The sequence below is a fragment of the Novosphingobium sp. BL-S-24 genome, from assembly GCF_055521575.1.
In genome coordinates this window covers 1,230,782-1,249,278 of record NZ_CM145488.1, presented here as the reverse complement: position 1 = coordinate 1,249,278, position 18,497 = coordinate 1,230,782, and the positions used below count along the sequence as shown (strand labels likewise).

The following is an 18,497-nucleotide window of genomic DNA, read 5'->3' as shown; positions in this document are numbered from 1 at the left end:
GTCGTTTTTGAATGGGCCGACGTTTGATTTTACTGGGAAAGATCGCTCCTGCATCACAGTCGGGCGAGCATTTGCAGCGATGCGGAATAGTAATCGCTGTCGAGCGCGGTGGGCGCCGGAGTGCCGATCAGGCGGCTGACGACGGCTGCGTGGCCGCTGGAAAGCTGGTAATTCGCTTCCTCGCCGGTGACGACATCGATCCAGGCGGGGATCGCCTTGCGCTGTGCCACGTACGAACGCCACCAGTCCGCCACCGGGCGAACCAGTTCCGATCGGCCGCCGACGGCTGCATAGAGCGGCACGCGGATTGCGTCATAGCCGAAGCGCGGCGGCTTTCCGGGCGCGGGCTGGGCCTCGTCCTTGTCGGTCATCACTACCCAGTCGCACGGCAGGGAATGAGTGCCGAAGCGCGAAAGGCGAGTGACTGCCTCGCAGTTGCGGATCACCGGGGACCATGTCGCGGCACCGTCCATCGTCGCGAAATGATCGAGCGCGGGCCACACGAAGTACGAGGGGTTCAGGGTTACCTGCCCCGTCTGTTCGAAGCCCATCGCCCCGGGAAGCAGGAACTGGCGACCGAAGCGTGAGACGACGCAACGGCTGTGGATCGCCTCGCGGATCTGCGCGGCACGATCGAGCCATGCCGATTGCGACCAGCGCTTGCCGGCGAGCGCCAGCGCCCACGCGATGACAAGATCGCCATCGGTTGCATTGTTGGGGTCGGCGATCGGCACCGACTGGCGTGGATCGTAGCGCCATGAATGCAGCGCATCGTCGCTGCGGCCCAGCGTTTGTTCGGTCCACTTGGCGATCCGAGCAAAAGCATCGCGATCCCCGGCGCGGTAGGCCAGGATCAGGCCGTAGCTCTGCCCTTCGGAATGGCTGATGCGACCGTTCCCGGTATCAATGATCCTGCCTTCGGGCGACACGAAACGATCGCGCCAGGCGGTCCAGAACGTATCGGTCACAACGCTGGCCCTGCTCTGGTTGCCGCCCGGATTACAGGCGGCGGTCAAGGCCATGATCGCCGTGAGGGAGAATGTGCGTCGGTCGATCATGAACGGTTCGATGCGATCAGCGGCCATGGCGCAGTTCAAGAACATCGCCCTTCCACTCGCTCGTCGTGCGCAGTGCCTCGCTGCTGCCGAGGATGCGGAACCAGCGATCGCACGCGCCTTCCAGCACGCCGGACAGCATCGCCGCCCAGTGCCCCTGCGGATCGGGAGCGATATGGCTGGGCGCGTTGCGGTGGCGCAGGATGATCGCATCGTCCCCCACGGTGAGGTCGATCTCACCCCAGTCCAGCGCCTGCCAGAACGCGTTGATGCGATCGGCGAGGACGGCGGTGTCGGTGACGCCTTCCAAAGGTTCCAGTTCCGCCATGCGGCGGCCGATCGCCACGAAGAAGCCATGGGCCTGCGCGGCGGGTACGCCCTGGCGGATTTCTGCGGCGATCGAAACCGCCATCAGTGCCAGGCCACCGACATTGGCGTCCGACTGGCCCAGCCGCGCATGGGGGAATGCCTGCATTTTCATCACTTCTCGCTCCCCAGGCTCTGCCGCACGCCCAGCATGCCACGGAATTCATCGTAGCTGCCGAAGGTGTTGTAGCTCAAGTCCCCACCGATGCGCGTGTTCCGGTTCAGCTTGTAATAGACCGACCCCTGCGCCGCCAGCGCGAAGCCGGTGCGGCTGAGGCTGTCGTATTCGGAGCGGACATCGTCGTTCAGCGCCTTAAGGTTATCCAGTTCCGCCTGCGCGATCAGGTCGGTCGGGTAGAGCGGGCTGGCGTTTTCCTTGTAGCTCTGGAAGCCCGGCGTGAAGGATGCGCGCACGTCGAAGCGATCGTCCTGCATCGTGTAGTTCACCGGGAAGCCCACGGAGATGAAGCTGTCCGGGCTGAAATAGCCGCCGTTGCCGAACGTGAAGTAGTTCTGGCTCTTGTCGTAGCCCTGATAGTTGACGTTGAGGCCCACGGTGACGGTCGACTTGGCATCGCGCCACGCGCGCAGATACCCGCCCACGTTCGCCTCGAAGCCCTTGTTCTTGACCACGTTGGTGCCCCGGAAGCGGTAGTATCGACCTTCGCCGTACACGCCGCTACCGTCCCGGTCGTAGCTGAGGCCGACACCGCCCGCCGTGCGCATAACCTGGCCCCACGTCTCGCCGGTAACGGGATCGCGAGTGCCGGCATAGGACACGATGGAGTCGGTGACGGGCCGCTGCTCGGCAAAGGCACTGGCGCGAAGGCCGGGGCGCAGCTGCGGGCTGACCGCGACGCGACCGGAGAACTTGGTCTTGCCCATGCCGATCGGCGTGGTGCCGACATCGGCCTGTACGGCGTCGCTTTCGTAGCCGACCGAGAAGGCCGCGCCCGACGCCTGCTGGCTGTCCGCTTTCGCCAACACAGACGGTCTTTCCGCGACGATCGCGCGCGCTTCTTCGGAACCGTTGCGACCAAACCGGGCCAGGCCCGATCCGGTGGGACGTCCGGCGTCGATCACCACGGCTTCCGCCCTGCCATAGACACGGCCGCCCAGCGCGCCGGTGGAGAGCTTGGCCGAACCCTTGATCTCGTCCAGCTGCGACAGGCCGGTTTCGCCCGAGCGTGAGCGGTAAGCGGTTTCAATGTCGGCGCGGGGGCGGGTGTCTTCCGCGATGCTGTCGATTTGCGACTGGATCTGCATCATCACGGGATCGCCAGCGTAAGCGACGGGAACTTGCGGGGCGTAGCCACCCTGGTCTGCCGCATAGCCACCGTCTGCATAGCCGCCACCTGCGTTGCCGCCACCTGTGTTGCCGTCGAAGGGGCTGGCCGGAACCGGCGCGGCATAGGCGCTCTGCTGCGGGGCATAGCCACCGAAGCCCTGCTGCATGCCAACCGGGGGAAGAGTGCTGCCGCCCCGTCCGCCTGCGTATCCCGCGTTTGCCGGGTAGCCGACGGTGGCCGAGCGAGCGCCCTGGAAGCCGCCGCCCTGTTGCGGATAGGCGCCCGGCAGGCGCGTGCCGCCACCCAGTGCGAACGGATTGACCGGGGCGGCCATCATCGGCGCCTGATTGCGGAACGGATTGCCGCCGCCAGCCGCACCGCCGCCGTTCATGCCGGCAAAGGGATTAGCTCCCATCGCCATGCCGCCGTTTTCGCGGGCATACAGCTCACGGGCCTGCTTGAGCAGCGTGAGCGCAGCGCGTTCATCGCCGCGTGCCCGTTCGACATTCGCCAGCTGCATGCGGACGCGATAGTCCTGCCCATAGGATTGCAGCACCTGCCGCTGCGCCTGCTTTGACAGGACGCTGTCGCCAGCGGCTTGCGCGCTGTCGGCCAGACCGAGCAGGGCGTCCTTGTCCGTAGGCTTGCGGGCCAGCACCAGCTGATAGCTTTGCGCGGCTTTCGCGGGCATGCCGCCGGTCTGGTAGAGGCGGGCGAGGGCGGAGAGGATTTCCGGGTTGTCCGGAGCTGCGGTGTAAGCCTGCTGGAGGATGTCGAAGCTTTCGGCATAGCGGCCCTGCTGGCGTGCAGCGTCGGCCTGGCTGATCATCAGCCCGGCACCGATGCGACCGAACGCAGCCTGCCCTTCTGCCGAGTTGCCCGCCATCTGCTGCGCACGAGCGAGCGCCTGCTGCGCCAGATCGTCCCGACCCGAACGGGCGAGGACACCGATCAGTCCTTCGTAATCGTCGACCGATTCGATCCTGCCGTCGAGCGCCTGCTCGGCGACTTGCGCCGCCCCTTGCGTATCGCCAAGCTCATAAAGCGCGTTGGCAACGGCGGCCTGCTTGCCGGCCGGAACCGCTGCCATCGAGCCAAGCTGGCGCAACGCCGAAATCGCCTGACCCTGCTGACCGCTCGCGGCAAGCGCCTTGGCCCGGGCCACGGCGGCGTCTGCTTTCAGGCCGATCGCGAGATTGCGCATCGGCGCGGTGCGCTGCGTTTCCGGGATCATCGACAGGAGGCGATCGGCTTCCACCGAACGCCCGAGATCGTTGTTCAGCAGGGCGGCGGCGTAGATCGAATCAGGCTGCCCGATGGCGACCAGCGAACGGATCAGCGATTCCGCTTCGGGCACGCGCCCGCGCTTGATCTGGAACTGGGCAAATTCATACCGGATCCACGGATCGGTGGGGTCCAGCACCAGCCCGCTCTGGAATTCGCGCGTTGCGCCCAGATCGTCACCCTGCGCGGCGGCGGCCAGGGCGCGGCCGCGCGCGGCGCGCAATTGCAGGCGCTTGTCATTGGCGGCATTGCTGCCGCTGCGGGCTTGACGGTACAGGTCGGCGGCATCGGCATAGCGGCCTTGCCGTTCGTAGACATCGGCCAGAAGTTCAAGCGCGGGGCCGGACTCCTTGTAACCGGATCGCACGAGACTTTCGGCTTTGGCCTGCGCATCGTCCAAACGGTTCTGGCCGATGAGCGCGCGGGTTTCCTCGATCCCGGCGAAGAAGCGGGCGGAAGCAAGACCTTCGGCCCACTGGGTGGCCCGGCCGGAGCGCGATGCCTGTTCGAGCAGGCTGGCCGCTTCGGCAAACTGGCCCTGACGCAGGCGCACCAGACCCAGCCCGCCAAGGGCATCCGGGTCGCGGCGATTGACCGACAGGGCGCGCTGGAACTCGCCTGCGGCAGAGGACAGGTTGCCATCGTTCAGCGCGTCGAAGCCGGAAACACGCGCCCGTCCGGCGCGATCGGCCCGGGTGGTGGGGGCTGGCTTTTCGGCGCGGGGAGTGTCTGCCTGCGCGGTAGCCTTGGGTGCGCGGGCGGGTGCGGGCGCGGGCGCGGGCTTTGCTTCAGCCGCTTTCGGTGCGGGCTTGGCGGCAGGAGCGGGGGCAGGCTTGGGAGCCGCCGCCGCGCCGCGCAAGGCCGGGTTGTTCGGATCCAGCGCACGGGCGCGGCGCAGCGCCTGCTGGGCCAGATCCTCACGCCCCTTCGAACGCCAGTACTGGGCCTGCTTGATCAGCGCCGCGACGCCTGCATTCTGGGCATGAGCCGTGCCGGGCAGGATCACCGGGGCAAAGGCGATGCTGGCCGTGGACAGCAGCAGGGCAAGCGTAAGACGGCCGGAAAGGCGCGTCAGCATCGGGGAACCGTTCATGCGTTGTCGTCCTTGCGACCGAGGCGGCGACGAGCCTGTCGGCGGAAGTAGAGGTAGGAGGGGCCGACAAGGATCACGGCCAGCACGAGAGTGAAGAGGCCGAGCAGCAGCGGGCGCTGGCTGGTCCAGTAGGCGACCTTCATCCAGATCGGCAGCGAGCCGACCCAGTAGCGTTCGGTCAGCGCGAAGCTGGTCATCCCGTCGCCGCGCGTGACGGCAAGGTCACCCTGAACGGCGGCGTTGATCTTGGCATCGGCCAGGCCCTGGATCAGATCGGGCAGGGCGCCATCCTCGTCCGCCAGCAGCGCAACCACGGTGCGGTCGGACGCATAGGGGGAGCGGAAGCTGACGATCCCGGAGAACCCGCGTGCGTCATAGACGATCGGGGCGGCGGCCATCGGATCGTCCTCCTGCGTGCCGCCGAAGATCGAGTAGACGTATTGCAGCGGGGAACGTTCGGCCACGCGCAGGCGGCCGTTTTCCCAGCGAACCGGCGCGTTGGCGAACATGTCCGCTCCGGCCAGACCGGTACCGCCAATGACGATGATGTCCTGCGATTCAAGCTGGTCCGGGTTGATCGTCGACGTGACGGTGACGGCGGACACCGGAACGCCCGTGGAGTCCCCGAAGCGGCCCATCAGCGTCAGGAATGCCTCGATCGAGGTCAGCGACGGGGTCTGGGCGACCACGACGGTCGTCTGCGACAGGTCGGGGCTGGCGGTAAAGGGGAAGCCCGCGCCGGCAAAGGTCGCAAGATCGGGCATCAGCAGCGCGTGATAGGCGTGGGTCAGGTCGATCGTGCTGTTGGGGTCGATGGAGACGCGTACGTTCTCCGGCAGCATGCCCATGCACTTCTGCTTGTTGGCAAGGAGCAGGTTGTAGTCGAGCGTCAGCTCGTTCTGACCGAACAGGTTGTAGCGCGGCAGGATGACCGATGCGTCGGAATCCTGGCTCTTGGCGCCACGCGCGCCGATCAGGTCGCTCCACCAGGCCCGGCCGAGCGGCAGGGTCTTGAGGTACTGGCCGTTGATCGAAACGTCGAGCCGCGAGCCGCGCTTGTCCAGCCATTGCGCCACCGGGTAGCGGTACGACAGGTTCAGCTTCCCGCCTTCGCGGGGCCAGAAGAACAGGTCGGGAGCGACGCGGAAGCTGGCGGTCAGCGGGCCGGGCGGGATGCCCATGCCCTGCAGCGCGTAAGGCTGGGTGATCGAGCCGAGCTTGACCGGCGCGTTTGTGGGCAGCCAGCGCAGCGCGCCGTAGCGTGGCCAGGCGGGAATGCGCACGCCGTCGAACTGCATGCGCTGTCCGCCGAACACGCCCCGGCCCAGCGCCACGGCGGCAGCCGCGATGCGCAAGTCCTCGTCGTTGCGCCCCATGATGACCAACACGGTGCCCGATGGGTCGTTGGGGTTGCGGAAGACGGCGGCAGACGGCCCGGTGGGCGCGGCGCCGATGTTCAGGCCGGGAATGGACTGGCCACTTTTCAGGAAGACGATCGCGTTCCCGCGGGGGATCGAGCCGATCACCGGCTTGAACGCGAAGCCGCGATAGCTGGCCATGGAACCGAGCCAGCTTGCGGTGGCGGCGGCGGCCTGCAGTTCACCGCTGCGTGGCTGGCCGGCAAAGACGAACGGCATGCGCAGCGCCACGTTCTGGCCCTTGTCGAAGAAGGGCAGGGGCAGTCGTGACAGGTCCGGCCCATAAGGCAGCGGCTGGTAGTTGAAGCTCAGCCACGACCGCACGTTGCTGATGTTGGCCCACAGCGACGAGTGGAACGGATCCTCGCAGTCGCGGGTGTAGTGGCCGATCAGACGCAAGTTGAGCTGGTTGTCGCCCGGCAGGAACAGCGCCGGGTTCACCGGAATGTCGAGGACCTGGCCCCCGGAGTTCACGCGGGCGAGCGGCACGGTCTGCACCACTTCGCCGTTGACGATGACCACCAGCTGGCTGAGATCGTCAAGCATCGCGGGCGACCAGGCCATCTGCAGGTGGAGCACAGCCCCGGTAACGACGCGGTCCTGGCGCATCCCGAACGGCACGCCGATTTCGCCGCGCGTACCCTGAAGGCGGATCGGACGCGTGATGCGCAGGTCCTTCAGCGTCAGACGCTCCGCCATGTCGGAAGAAGCGGCGGGTGCGGGCGTGGGTGCGGCGTTGGCGTTCTGGCGCGCCGGCTGGGCGTGGACCTGGGTCGTGCCGAACATGATGCCTGCCGCGCCGAGCGCCAGAGCCAGCGTGATCGCGGCGGCCTTGTTGATCGGCGCCCATGACTTGGCGGCAGGGGATGACGTGTCCGAAACGGCGGCGGCTGCCTTCTGGGCGGCCTTTGCGGCGGCGGCTCTTCGCTGCGCGCGACGTTCGGAGAAATTGAGGCCAAGGATGCGCTTCAAGGTGACGATATCCACTCGAATGATGTCGGCGAGCGAGCGCAGGCTGGAAACCTGCGGTCGGGCGGACGATGGCTGCCACGCGTCGGCGCGGCCCATGACGGCGCGCACGAGGTGCCGTCCTGCAAGAATGTCGAGTTCTTCGAAGCGCACGTAGGCATTGCCTGAATCGGTGCGCATCGTTTCGACCGGGATGGACAGGGTCTCGTCACCCATGGCCAGCGTGATGTGGCGGACCTGCTGGTCCTTGATCGGCAGGTCTTCCGGCAAGGCGAGCGCCGCGCCGCCCATCGAAATATCGACCGTGCGGGCGGGCACGACGTGTCCCGATGCCAGATAGGCAGTGATCGGCAGGCTGACCGGAATACGAATGTCGGTGCGCGACTGCCGCGTTTCGCGGGCGACCGAGACGGCTGCCAGCAGGATGATGAGGCTGAAAGTGGCCCACGCGACGTTCAGCACCAGCGTATCGGTCTGGATGTTGAACATGTAGGGGAAGAATGCCCACTTCACGATCGCCATGGAAATACCGGCTACGATCAGAGCGATGCAGATCAGGTGCGGCTTGACCACGTCCCAGTCGAAGTAGGTCTTGTCCAGCAGCGAACCCTTGTCGGTCACGTTGAACTTGCCCTTGCGAGGCTGGAACCAGGTGAGGACCGTGGGCTTCACGAGGTGGAAGCACAGGATCGTCTCGTAGACCTCACCCCAGAACGGCGGGCGGTCGGACCCTTGCGAACGCTCGTTGGCGACGGCCGAACAGTAAAGGTGCGGCAGCGCATAGGCGAAGATCAGCGAGGCGGAAGCCTGGATGATGTTCTGGCCGAAGATCAGGTACGCCAGCGGGCTGGTGAGGAACACGATGCGCGGCAGCGGATACTGGAAGTGCAGCATCGCATTGAGGTAGCAAAGCCGCTGCTGCCAGCTCAGCCCACGCCCGAACAGCGGATTGTCGATACGCAGGATCTGAGTCATCCCGCGTGCCCAGCGGATACGCTGGCCAACGTGGAGGACGAGGCGTTCGGTCGCCAGACCGGCGGACAGACGGGCGCTGATATAGGCAGTGTTCCAGCCGGTGCGCTGCAGCTTGAGCGCGGTATGCGCGTCCTCGGTCACGGTTTCACCCGCAAAGCCGTTGGTTTCTTCCAGCGCCTCGCGGCGGATGATCGCGCACGAACCGCAGAAGAAGGTGGCGTTCCACAAGTCGTTACCGCCTTGCACCGCGCCGTAGAACAGGTCGCCTTCGCCAGCCATCTCGCCCATCGTCTGGGCCAGGTTGCGCTGGACCGGATCGGGCGAATACATGTGGTGCGGGGTCTGGATCAGCGCCAGGCGCAGGTCCTGCTGGAACCAGCCGACGCTCAATTGCAGGAAGGCGCGAGTAGGAACGTGGTCGCAATCGAAGATTGCGATCAGTTCGCCGTCGGTCTTCTTCATCGCGGCGTTGAGGTTGCCGGCCTTGGCGTGCAGGTTGTTGTCGCGGGTGATGTACCCGCAGCCCGCCTGCTTGGCGAACGTGCGGAATTCGGGGCGCTTGCCGTCATCCAGAATGAACACGCGGTAGCGGTCCACCGGGTAATCAAGGTCCATCGCCGCGAAGACCGTGTTGCGCACGATCTCCAGGCTTTCGTTGTAAGTCGGGATATAGACGTCGACCGTCGGCCATGTCTCCGGCTCGCCCGTAGGTTCGATGACCGGGCGGTCGAGCGGCCAGCTTGTCTGCAGGAAGCCCAGCATCAGGATGACCCAGGCGTACAGTTCAGCCAGATACAGCCCGCCGCCGAAGATGAATTCGGGGATCGTGCCGAAGGACAGCGTCTGCGTGGTGCGCCAGAAGATGTAGCGGGTAGACACCAGGATCGCGAGGAGGCCCAGCGCGAGCGCGCCCTTGCGGCCTTTCCAGCGGCGAAGGAACAAGGCCCCGGCGATCGTGACGCCGCTGCAGACCCATTGCGACTTTTCGTCAAGCGGCACGCCGATGACGAGCGCGGCAAGGACGATTACGCCCGCGATGCTCACATATCGCATGAGCGGGCTTGAGCCGAGACGGCCCATCACGCTGCACGGTTCCCGAGCGCGCCGCGCGCGACCCAGGGGCGGCCCGGCATGTCGAGCGCGGGCAGCATGGAAGCGCCGATCGCGCGGGCATCGGCCAGCGCGGCGCTGGCAGGCGCATAGCGAGCCAGCGGCTGGAGCATGGCGATCGCTTCGGCTACCGATTCGTCGTGGCGGATACGGCCGACCAGTCGCGGACCCAACAGTTCGCGCAGGAACGCTGCGCTGTGGCGGGCGAGGCGGCGGGTCTCGTCCAGACCGTTCACGGCAAACATCGTGCGCGTAATGTCGTCCGAACTGGCATCACCCAGCACTTGCGGCAACAGCGCCAGCGTGTCCGGCGCGGCGTTCAGGACGCACAGGTTGGCATTCGCATGCGGCACGATGCGGCGCGCGAAAGCGAATTCGCTGGCCGGCACGTCGATCACCAGCACCCGCTGGGGTCCGACCTCAAGAAAGCCGAGATCCAGCAGGGTGTGGACGAAATCGCTATCTTCAACCGCGCGAAGGTGCGTGCGCAGATTGATGCCGTTGACCAGCACGGCGTCTTCCGCCGGGGCGAACAGCGAAGGCAGCTTGTTGGCCAGCTGAAGGCCGAAGTGCAGGGGCAGGGTGTCGCGCGGGGTGACGGTAAGCAGTGTCACTTCCGCGCCTGCTTCCGACAGGGCCATCGCGACGTGCGAGGCAAGGAAAGTCACGCCCGATCCGGCCTTGATGCCGTGGCAAACGATGACGGACATCAGTTCTCTCCTTGCGAGCCGTTTTCGGACAACTGCCGCAGAACGGCACGCACATCGTGCGCAGGGGCAGCGTTCGGGGCGGTATGGTCGGCCGGGGCAGCGGCATGGTCACCGCCGTAGCGGCTGAACATTGAATTCAGCGGTTCGACCGCGCCAGCATCGAGGCGCGATTCAGTCCGCGCCGGTTCCGGGTGAGGCGTGGACGTTGCGGCATTCTGGGCCTGATCGATCGCCTGCATACGCGGATCGCGCAGCAGGGCCTCCAGAATGGGCCACAGTTCCAGTTCCGAGAATCGGTCCTCGAATTCCTTGTAGACGAAGTCCTGCTTACCCAGCCGGTCGAGCAGATTTCTGGCGTCGATGCGCATGATAACCCCTGTAACAACTCGGGTTTTCTGCACATACAATGGTTAAGGAAGGATTGTTCACGCCGCTCAGACGGTCCGATTACCGTAAAGCGATGTGTAAAAAGCGCTTTTACTTGGCCACCAACTCACGCTCCGCAGTTCGCGACTCGAAAGAGTCTCGCTCCGATTCGGGACGCGCTGATCGGTGAGTCCCGAATAAGGAACGCTTACGCTCGTATCCTCAATCGCCGGTCCCCCGAGAGACGGGGATGAGAGCACCGCTGATCGATCGGGCGGCCGGCGAAGCAAGATACAGGATGACATCGGCCACCGCTTGCGGCGTCACCCAGGTTGCCGTGTTCGCGTCTGGCATGTCTGCTCGGTTGGCAGGCGTATCTATGATACTGGGGAGCAGTGCGTTGACGGTGATGCCGGTCTGCGCGAGTTCGGCTGACAGCGCTTCCGTCAACCGATGGACGCCGGATTTGGCAGCGGCATAGGCGCCCATGCCGGCATCGGCCTGTATTGCGGCTCCAGCCCCGATGTTGACGATCCGGCCTGCTTCACTCTGCCTGAGGTAAGGCAGGGCCGCCTTGGACATCGTGGCGGTGGTGCGCACGTTGAGAGTGAACATGCGTTCCCAGGTGTCAGGGGCGCCATCGGCCAGCGTCTCCCACACGAAGCCGCCCGCTATGTTGACCAGCACATCGATGCGTCCGGTGGCATCGATGATCTGTCGGACTGCGGTGTCGACGGCATTGCCATCCGCCAGGTCCACGCCGCCGATATCGAGGGTGCCGGCCGGATTTGCGCTCGACGAGGGAGCGAAATCGATGCGAACCACATTGTCCCCCACATCCTGGAAGCACTTGGCGACCACCCGGCCGAGCGCACCAAAGCCGCCGGTGACGATGACTGTCCTGTTTCCCATGGCTACTCTCCGTCATATGCCTACGCATCGGTTCAATGTCAGGACCCGTTAGTTGCGTAAAGGCGGTCATGCAATAATCCGCATACGCGCGGCCATGGATCAGGAGCGGGATGAGGCGTTTCGGACTTCTCCCGCGAATGCCCATCGGATCGCGCCCGCCATGACGGCGGTCGACAGCCAGGCGAGCGGCGCGCTCAGGCGCGGACCGGCGAAACCATGCATTGTCCTTGCCGATCGGGGCAGCAGATCGACGGCGGCCTCCATCAGCATGGCCTGCGCAGGAGCGGCTGCAGGGGAGGGAGCCTTCTGGCGCAGCACAAGCCTCGCCACTTCGCGGGTCCGCACGTTTGACGCGAGTTGGGGACGCATTTCCCGTACCAACGCTTCGGCACTGGCGCGCGTGGTTGGCACGGGATCGGCGCCGAGCATCCGGGCGATCACCGCGAACTCGGCGAAGTACGTGTCCTGGTCAACTCTGCTCATGTTCGGTTCGCCGTAACGGATCCACGCATCCAGAAAGCACACAGCTTCGGTAACATGGACCCACGCCAGCAGGTGGGGATCGTTGGCGGAATAGGGCGTTCCATCGGGCAGGGTGCCAGCTACATGCGAGTGCACTTCCTTCACTCGCTCCACCGCCGCAAGCGCATCGGCCTGCTCCGCATACGTCGTCACCGCGATGAAGCGCGCGGTTCGGCGGAGCCTGCCCAGCATGTCATTGCGGAAAGTTGAATGGTCCCAGATGCCTGCGAGCGCCCCCGGATGCAGCATCTGCATGAGAAGGGCGGCAACACCGCCGACCATCATCGACGTGACGTCACCATGCACGCGCCAGATAACAGAGCCGGGTGGGAAAAGGGCATCGGGCGAGCGGACGATAGGCTTCTCGCCCTTGGCCTGATCATTGAACACCGCGCGAACCTTCCCCACCAGGGCACGGCGAAGGACTGCGGCGGGAAGAAATGTGTCATGCGCCATCGTCCTTCAACTCGTGATCAGGCTCATGGATGCTGGGCGGCCTATGCCTTATTTGTCATCAAACCGCATTCTGCGCTTCCTAAGTGCGCGGTCGATGAGGTTCGCCAACACATCGAAATATGCGCCACCTTCGGCATTCAGCTGGGCCCGTCTGCGGGATCAGGTAGCGCGCATGACGCGGCGTGACGATGCGGAGGATCTCCTTCACGACGCCTGGCTCAACGTCGCCACCAGCCCGACGCTTGCCCAAAACCCCGATGCATTGCTGGCGCGCACGGCAACGAACCGGGGCATCGATGCCTATCGTCGGGAACGGCGGGCGGGGGACGCGATCGTCTGGGTGCCCGATGCCGATGTGGTGGCGGACAGCTATCCCTTGCAGGATGAGATCCTGATCGCCCGTGAACGCCTGGATCGTCTGCGCACCGGAGTGGAGCGGCTAAGTCCCCGCACGCGTGAGATTTTCTTGATGTATCGTTTGGACGGCCGTAAATATCGTGAAATCGCCGATGATCTCGGCATCAGTCAAAGCGCCGTCGAAAAGCATATCGCCAAGGCTATGGCGCATCTGGCCGACTGGATGGAGAATTGGTGACGTGATCTTCCGCAGCAAGCCGGAAAACAGGAACCGGCAGGCGGCGGACTGGGTGGCACGATTGCACGCGGACGATCGCACTTCCAGGGATGAGGCGGCTTTCCATTCCTGGCTCAGGGCTGATCCGTCAAACTCGGCGGCTTTCGAAAACACCTCTACGCTGTGGGATGCAGTCGGCGGTTTGCGTGATGATCCGCGGCCTGCGTTTGGTCGCCCCCCAGCGCGTACCACCCGGCGCGCGGTTATGGCGGGCGGGGCCGGATTGATCCTGACGTGCGGGTTGGGGATCAGTTGGCAGCAGGCGCATGCGGGTGTCTATCAGACGGGCGTGGGTGAACAGCGCCGTTTCTTGCTGGAAGACAATACGCGCATCCTGCTCGATACCGATACGCGCGTTCGGTTCACGGCCAATTCTTCCCGCCGCCTGCTGTCGCTTGCATCGGGGCGCATCGATGTGGAGATCGCCCGGGATGCCCGCCCGTTCGTTATCGATGCGGGCGGCAGGAGCGCGATTGCGCGATCGGGCCAGTTGGATCTGCGCCGTGAAGACGATGTTGTTCTGATCACGACCGTCAGGGGGCGGGCGCAGGTGCAGTCGGGCGATAGGCTGGTCGACCTGTCTCCGGGGCACCGGATCGTGATGAAGTCGGGGCAACAGGACGAACTGGACCAACCCGAGATAGACGATCTGCTTGCCTGGCAAAGTGGGCGCCTGGCTTTTCGCGATGAGACGGTGGGCGAGGCCGTGCTTGAGATGAACCGCTACAGCCATCGTGAACTGATCGTTTCCGACCCCGGAGCGGCCGACTTGCGCCTGAGCGGCATTTACAGGGTGGGCGATCCGGAAGCATTCGCGCGGTCACTCTCGGTTCTGCTGCCGGTAGACATCGATGTAAAGCCGGACGCGATCCGCATCACCGCGAGGCGCTGAAATAAATTCACGTCAGGGGGTGAGGAAAAACCCGTCAGGAACGACGACGCTGTAAGGGGCGCTCGCGAGGGGCGTCTGGACGGGGTTTCGGACATGATTTCTTTCAAACGGCAGCTTTGCCGGTCGGCGGCGCTTGCGTTGGCTCTTTCCGCCGTGTGCGTCGCGGCACCGGCGTCGGCTCAAGGCCGCCCGATGCGGATTGCCATCGCAGCGCAGCCGATGGACCGCGCCCTGGAGCAGCTTGCCCGCCAAAGCGGACAGGACATCCTCTTCACCCGTGATGCAGTGGCGCGGTTCAATGCACCTGGCGTTTCCGGCGGGTTCGATGCCGACACGGCGGTTCGACGGTTGATCCAGGGCACGTCCCTGACCGTCGTGCGCGATCGTTCCGGGGCGCTTATCGTGCGCCCTCTTCCGGCGGCGGCCGCACAAACGCCAGCAATCGAGACCGGCGAGCCGGCACCGGCCAATGAGATCGTGGTGACGGCGCCTTTCTCGGACGGTGTGGAACGATCGCTGGGCGTGAAGCGCAACGCGGATTCCATATCGGACGCGGTGGTCGCCGCCGACATCGGCAAGCTTCCGGCATTCAATGTCGCCGAAGCGCTGCAGCGCGTGCCCGGCGTGACCATCGTGCGCGAGGCAGGCGAAGGCCAGTTCATCAGCGTGCGCGGGCTGGGGCCGAACTTCCAGGCAGTGACATTCGATGGAATGCCGCTTGCCTACAACGAGAACGTCCGCAATTCGGGCCAGTCCGGCCGCCAGTTCCGCCTGCAAGTTCTACCCGCCACGCTGATCGACAGCGTTGTCGTCACCAAGTCTCCCACGGCGGATCTGGTCGAAAGCGGCATTGGTTCGACCGTCGATATCCGCCTGATCAAGCCGCTGGACCGGCAGTCGTTTTTCGCCGCCAACGCGTTCGCGGGGTATGAGGAACGCACCGACACGATCAATCCCAACGGGACGGTTTCGGCGGGCTGGCGCAACGCCGACGAGACCATCGGGATACTCGCCGGGGTGTCCTACTCCCGTCGCAAAGTGCAGTTCGATCGTCTGCGCATGGGGTGGCAGGATGGTGAGGTTGAAGGTCTGAACGTGAGCCGCGTTCCTTCCGACATACAACCGTATTTGGAAACCGAAGACCGTGAGCGTATTAGTGCAGTTGTCGGCTTGCAGTGGCGCCCATCTTCGACGTTCGAGATCGACGTTGATGCGCTTTTTTCCCAGTTCAACAACGAAACGACCGAGCAACGCCTTACCTATTACATCCCCACTCAGCTTTCACGGCTCGATCTTTCAACCGCAGTAGTCGAAGACGGCAGGCTCGTGGCGGGAACCATCCGGGGAGCACGGATCCGCAATTACAGCGAATACATGGATCAGTCGCATCAGAACCTGCAGATCAACACGACCATCAAGCTTGATCTTGGCGACTGGCATATTGAACCCCGGATTAGCTATGCGCGCGCCCGCAGCGATCTCGATACGCCCATCCAACGCGTGCAGTACCGCACGGCGAACGGGCAGGGTGGCAATCTTACGTTCGATCTTGGCGGCGACGTTTTGAAAGATGGGCGGATTACGTCGCTTTATACCGACCTAAATCTCAACGATCCTTCAGTCATGCCGTTTGAAAGCTTTGCGATCCGTCCGATCAACTCGATCGACGAAGACAAGAGCCTCATCCTCAACATCTCGCGCGAAATGAAGGTCGATGTCGGTGGCTTTCGGTTATCGAAGCTGCGTTTCGGCGGGCAGATCTCCGACCGCTACCGCGACTATCAACGCCGGGACCGCAATATCGCGACCTTGCGTGATGGATATACGCGTACCGATGCATTTCTGCAGACCCCGGTTGCGGGCAATGCTTTCGATCAGTCGATCCGAAACCGGCAGGGCTGGAGCACCGTGGATTGGGCCTTGTTCAACGAAGCCTATACTCTGGGCAGCGAATACGATGGCGTCAGCCCGAACGCATCGGATCTGGCGCCGACATCGGCCGACCTGCAGAACTCGTATCGCATCGGCGAAAAGATCCAGGCGCTCTATGGCCGGGTCGATTTCGACACCGACATCGGCAACCTGCCGATCTCGGGTAACTTTGGATTGCGCTATGTGAACACCCGAACCGATGTTCGCGGCACTACCATCGCGCCGGTCCCGGATGGGGCGGGCGGAGTAACGACGGAGGTCCAGCCGTCTCTCACTCGCGCCCCCTACGCCGAATTCCTGCCGAGCGCGAATGCCATGGTGAAGTTCGCCGACAACGTGCAGTTACGCTTTGGCGTGGCGCGAACGATGACCCGCCCATCACTTTCGGAACTGCGTAACTCGATCAACACGAACAGTGTCACCGTTACCAGTATCTACAATGAAGGCGCAGCTGCGCTGGACGATCCGACGCTGATCCTGCAAGCCTCGGGCGGCAACCCGAACCTGCGACCCTACACATCGTGGAACTTCGACGCTTCTTTCGAATGGTACTTCGACAACTTCGGCGCGTTGACGGTCGCGGCGTTCCACAAGGACATCAGCAACTACATCGCGTCGGATTTCGAAACGCGGACATTGGCTTTCGCCGTGAACGACGGCTCGACGCTGCCGGTGGACATACTGGTCGCCACGCCGACTAACGTGGGCAATGCGCGGATCTCAGGCATCGAACTGGGATATACGAACAAGCTGTCGTTCGGCCTCGGCATCACCGCCACCGCGACGTTCGCGAAGTCCAAGCTGGAACTGGACACCACCGGCGTTGGTCTGCAGACCGCCGGTATCCAGGGGGTATCGCGGACCAGCTTTTCGATTACGCCGTTCTTCGAGTCTGGCCCGTTCGAGATCAACCTGAGCTACACGTATCGCACCAATTACATGACGGACGCCGGCTCCAGCGTAACATCGCTGCCGAGCCTGGAAGACGTCGTCGTCTATTACCAGAAGGGCTTCGGCATCCTCGATCTTGGCGCAAGCTATCAGCTGAGACCAAACGTCGAGATGTTCGTCCAGGCGGTGAACGTCCTGAACGAGCGGCAGGTATCGTTCGCAGGCGTGGAAAGCGACGTCAGCGAAATCCACACGTTCGGCCGGACCGTGAACGTCGGCGTCCGCGCCAAGTTCTGATCCCGCCACAATGAATACTGCGAGCACCGCGCTCGTTATTGCCTGACAAGGAGCCCACGATATGAGCACTCTCAAAAAAGCGCTCGCCGCCATGGTCGCCGCCCTGCTGACCGGTTCCGCCGGTCTCGCCCAGGCACAGGAAGCGCGTAATGTCATCGTCTTCCTGGGCGATGCGGGCGGATTGCCTACCCTTAACGCCGGTGGCATCCTGGCCAACGACAAGCCTCTTTCCCTCTTCCTCCACACGATGCCTTACGTGGCGTTATCGGATACATCGTCGGCGAACCGCTGGGTTACGGATTCCGCAGCGGGGATGACCGCGATCATGACCGGGCACAAGACGAACAACGCCATGGTTTCCGCCATGCCCACCGGTCCGGGCGGCGCAGTAACTCCGCTTAAAACGCTGTTGGAATATGCCGAAGAGCGCGGGCTATCGACCGGCGTGATGACCAATATGCGGGTATGGGATGCCACTCCGGCGGCGACCTTCGCACACGTGGCATCGCGCAAGGACAAGGAGTCTATTTTCGAGCAAATGCTGAAGCCGCGCTTCGGCGATGGTGTGGATATCCTGATCGGCAAGGGCCGTGCCGATGCAGAGGCATCGTTCAGCGCCCGACAGACCACTGCGGAGCAAGCCTTCGCCCAAGCGGGATACCGCTTCGGCGACGATCCCGAACTGATCCGCAAGTCCAGCCGCGCTGCGGTGCTCCGTGACAGCGATTTCGCCCCGATCCCGGCGGTCGAAGCCGCGATCGCCCAGCTTTCCCGCAACCCCAAAGGCTACTTTCTGATGGTCGAATGGGACATGCACACGGACGATCCGAAGAAGGGTCTGCGCCATGTTATCGAAATGGACGATATGATCCGCCGGGTGCATGAGATCGCCGGGAGGGATACGCTCATCCTATTCACGGCAGATCACAGCTTCGGCCTGCGGATGGACGGCGGAAAGCGTGGAACGCCGCTTGCCGAGCAATACGCCGCAGAGGCGGCCAAGCCTGGGGTCACGTATGCCACCAACGACGTCATCAGCGTCCACGACGGGCATACCGGCGAGGAAGTCCTCATCGCCGCCTCAGGGCCGGGCGCCGACAAAGTGCGCGGCTTCATGCCGAACACGCGCTTGTTCGACATCATGATGTCAGCATTCGGCTGGAAGCGGGACAACTAAACGAAGGTGTCCGTGAAATATGCTGTCAAATAAGGTGGTGCGGATACTTGCACATAAGCAATGCATGTACATTAAGAGATCGCGGTGGATGCTATGCGCAGAAGATGGTTGAGAGGATCGGATAGTTAGGTTTCTGGGTCTGCTCAGTC

At 64.1% G+C, this 18,497-nt stretch carries 12 protein-coding genes; 4 read left to right on the top strand and 8 right to left on the bottom strand.

Features of this window, described 5'->3' with window-relative positions:
• Positions 1-53: 53 nt before the first annotated feature.
• From ACZ1JM_RS11165 to ACZ1JM_RS11130, 8 genes are all read right to left on the bottom strand, one after another.
• Positions 54-1,085 carry a glycosyl hydrolase family 8 gene (locus tag ACZ1JM_RS11165; RefSeq protein WP_465134870.1) on the bottom strand — a complete coding sequence of 344 codons (1,032 nt, stop codon included), beginning with the start codon at positions 1,083-1,085 and terminating at the stop codon, positions 54-56.
• On the bottom strand, positions 1,075-1,536 hold the full coding sequence (gene bcsD, locus ACZ1JM_RS11160; RefSeq protein WP_465135045.1) for a cellulose biosynthesis protein BcsD: 462 nt from the start codon (positions 1,534-1,536) through the stop codon (positions 1,075-1,077). Before bcsD ends, ACZ1JM_RS11165 begins: the two co-directional genes overlap by 11 nt.
• Positions 1,536-5,087 (bottom strand): cellulose biosynthesis protein BcsC, encoded by a 3,552-nt coding sequence (locus ACZ1JM_RS11155; protein ID WP_465134869.1) that lies wholly within the window; start codon positions 5,085-5,087, stop codon positions 1,536-1,538. Before ACZ1JM_RS11155 ends, bcsD begins: the two co-directional genes overlap by 1 nt.
• Positions 5,084-9,502 carry a UDP-forming cellulose synthase catalytic subunit gene (gene bcsA, locus ACZ1JM_RS11150; RefSeq protein ID WP_465134868.1) on the bottom strand — a complete coding sequence of 1,473 codons (4,419 nt, stop codon included), beginning with the start codon at positions 9,500-9,502 and terminating at the stop codon, positions 5,084-5,086. Before bcsA ends, ACZ1JM_RS11155 begins: the two co-directional genes overlap by 4 nt.
• A 26-nt stretch (positions 9,503-9,528) precedes the next feature.
• Positions 9,529-10,269 (bottom strand): cellulose synthase operon protein YhjQ/BcsQ, encoded by a 741-nt coding sequence (locus ACZ1JM_RS11145; RefSeq protein WP_465134867.1) that lies wholly within the window; start codon positions 10,267-10,269, stop codon positions 9,529-9,531.
• A complete protein-coding gene (locus ACZ1JM_RS11140; protein ID WP_465134866.1) occupies positions 10,269-10,637 on the bottom strand; it encodes a hypothetical protein in 369 nt (122 codons plus the stop codon). Before ACZ1JM_RS11140 ends, ACZ1JM_RS11145 begins: the two co-directional genes overlap by 1 nt.
• Before the next feature lie 220 nt (positions 10,638-10,857).
• Positions 10,858-11,547, bottom strand: a complete 690-nt coding sequence (locus ACZ1JM_RS11135) for an SDR family NAD(P)-dependent oxidoreductase (RefSeq protein ID WP_465134865.1) — start codon at positions 11,545-11,547, stop codon at positions 10,858-10,860.
• 99 nt (positions 11,548-11,646) lie between these two features.
• Complete coding sequence (locus ACZ1JM_RS11130) at positions 11,647-12,525, bottom strand: oxygenase MpaB family protein (protein ID WP_465134864.1); 879 nt, start codon at positions 12,523-12,525, stop codon at positions 11,647-11,649.
• Positions 12,526-12,697: 172 nt separating this feature from the next.
• Between ACZ1JM_RS11130 and ACZ1JM_RS11125 the strand changes: the two genes are divergently transcribed.
• The 4 genes from ACZ1JM_RS11125 to ACZ1JM_RS11110 all read left to right on the top strand — a co-directional run bounded on the left by ACZ1JM_RS11125 (position 12,698) and on the right by ACZ1JM_RS11110 (position 18,348).
• Positions 12,698-13,120 carry an RNA polymerase sigma factor gene (locus tag ACZ1JM_RS11125; RefSeq protein WP_465134863.1) on the top strand — a complete coding sequence of 141 codons (423 nt, stop codon included), beginning with the start codon at positions 12,698-12,700 and terminating at the stop codon, positions 13,118-13,120.
• A gap of 1 nt (position 13,121) precedes the next feature.
• Positions 13,122-14,051, top strand: a complete 930-nt coding sequence (locus ACZ1JM_RS11120) for a FecR family protein (RefSeq protein ID WP_465134862.1) — start codon at positions 13,122-13,124, stop codon at positions 14,049-14,051.
• A gap of 93 nt (positions 14,052-14,144) precedes the next feature.
• Positions 14,145-17,171, top strand: coding sequence for a TonB-dependent receptor (locus ACZ1JM_RS11115; RefSeq protein ID WP_465134861.1), 3,027 nt, complete (start codon positions 14,145-14,147; stop codon positions 17,169-17,171).
• Positions 17,172-17,232: 61 nt separating this feature from the next.
• Complete coding sequence (locus ACZ1JM_RS11110) at positions 17,233-18,348, top strand: alkaline phosphatase (protein ID WP_465134860.1); 1,116 nt, start codon at positions 17,233-17,235, stop codon at positions 18,346-18,348.
• Positions 18,349-18,497: the final 149 nt, after the last annotated feature.

Coding starts and splice junctions, on each gene's coding strand:
- ACZ1JM_RS11155 (WP_465134869.1), bottom strand. CDS start 5,087: ATGAACGGTTCCCCGATGCTGACGCGCCTTTCCGGCCGTCTTACGCTT.
- ACZ1JM_RS11145 (WP_465134867.1), bottom strand. CDS start 10,269: ATGTCCGTCATCGTTTGCCACGGCATCAAGGCCGGATCGGGCGTGACT.
- ACZ1JM_RS11110 (WP_465134860.1), top strand. CDS start 17,233: ATGAGCACTCTCAAAAAAGCGCTCGCCGCCATGGTCGCCGCCCTGCTG.
- bcsD (WP_465135045.1), bottom strand. CDS start 1,536: ATGAAAATGCAGGCATTCCCCCATGCGCGGCTGGGCCAGTCGGACGCC.
- bcsA (WP_465134868.1), bottom strand. CDS start 9,502: ATGCGATATGTGAGCATCGCGGGCGTAATCGTCCTTGCCGCGCTCGTC.
- ACZ1JM_RS11140 (WP_465134866.1), bottom strand. CDS start 10,637: ATGCGCATCGACGCCAGAAATCTGCTCGACCGGCTGGGTAAGCAGGAC.
- ACZ1JM_RS11135 (WP_465134865.1), bottom strand. CDS start 11,547: ATGGGAAACAGGACAGTCATCGTCACCGGCGGCTTTGGTGCGCTCGGC.
- ACZ1JM_RS11125 (WP_465134863.1), top strand. CDS start 12,698: ATGACGCGGCGTGACGATGCGGAGGATCTCCTTCACGACGCCTGGCTC.
- ACZ1JM_RS11115 (WP_465134861.1), top strand. CDS start 14,145: ATGATTTCTTTCAAACGGCAGCTTTGCCGGTCGGCGGCGCTTGCGTTG.
- ACZ1JM_RS11130 (WP_465134864.1), bottom strand. CDS start 12,525: ATGGCGCATGACACATTTCTTCCCGCCGCAGTCCTTCGCCGTGCCCTG.
- ACZ1JM_RS11165 (WP_465134870.1), bottom strand. CDS start 1,085: ATGGCCGCTGATCGCATCGAACCGTTCATGATCGACCGACGCACATTC.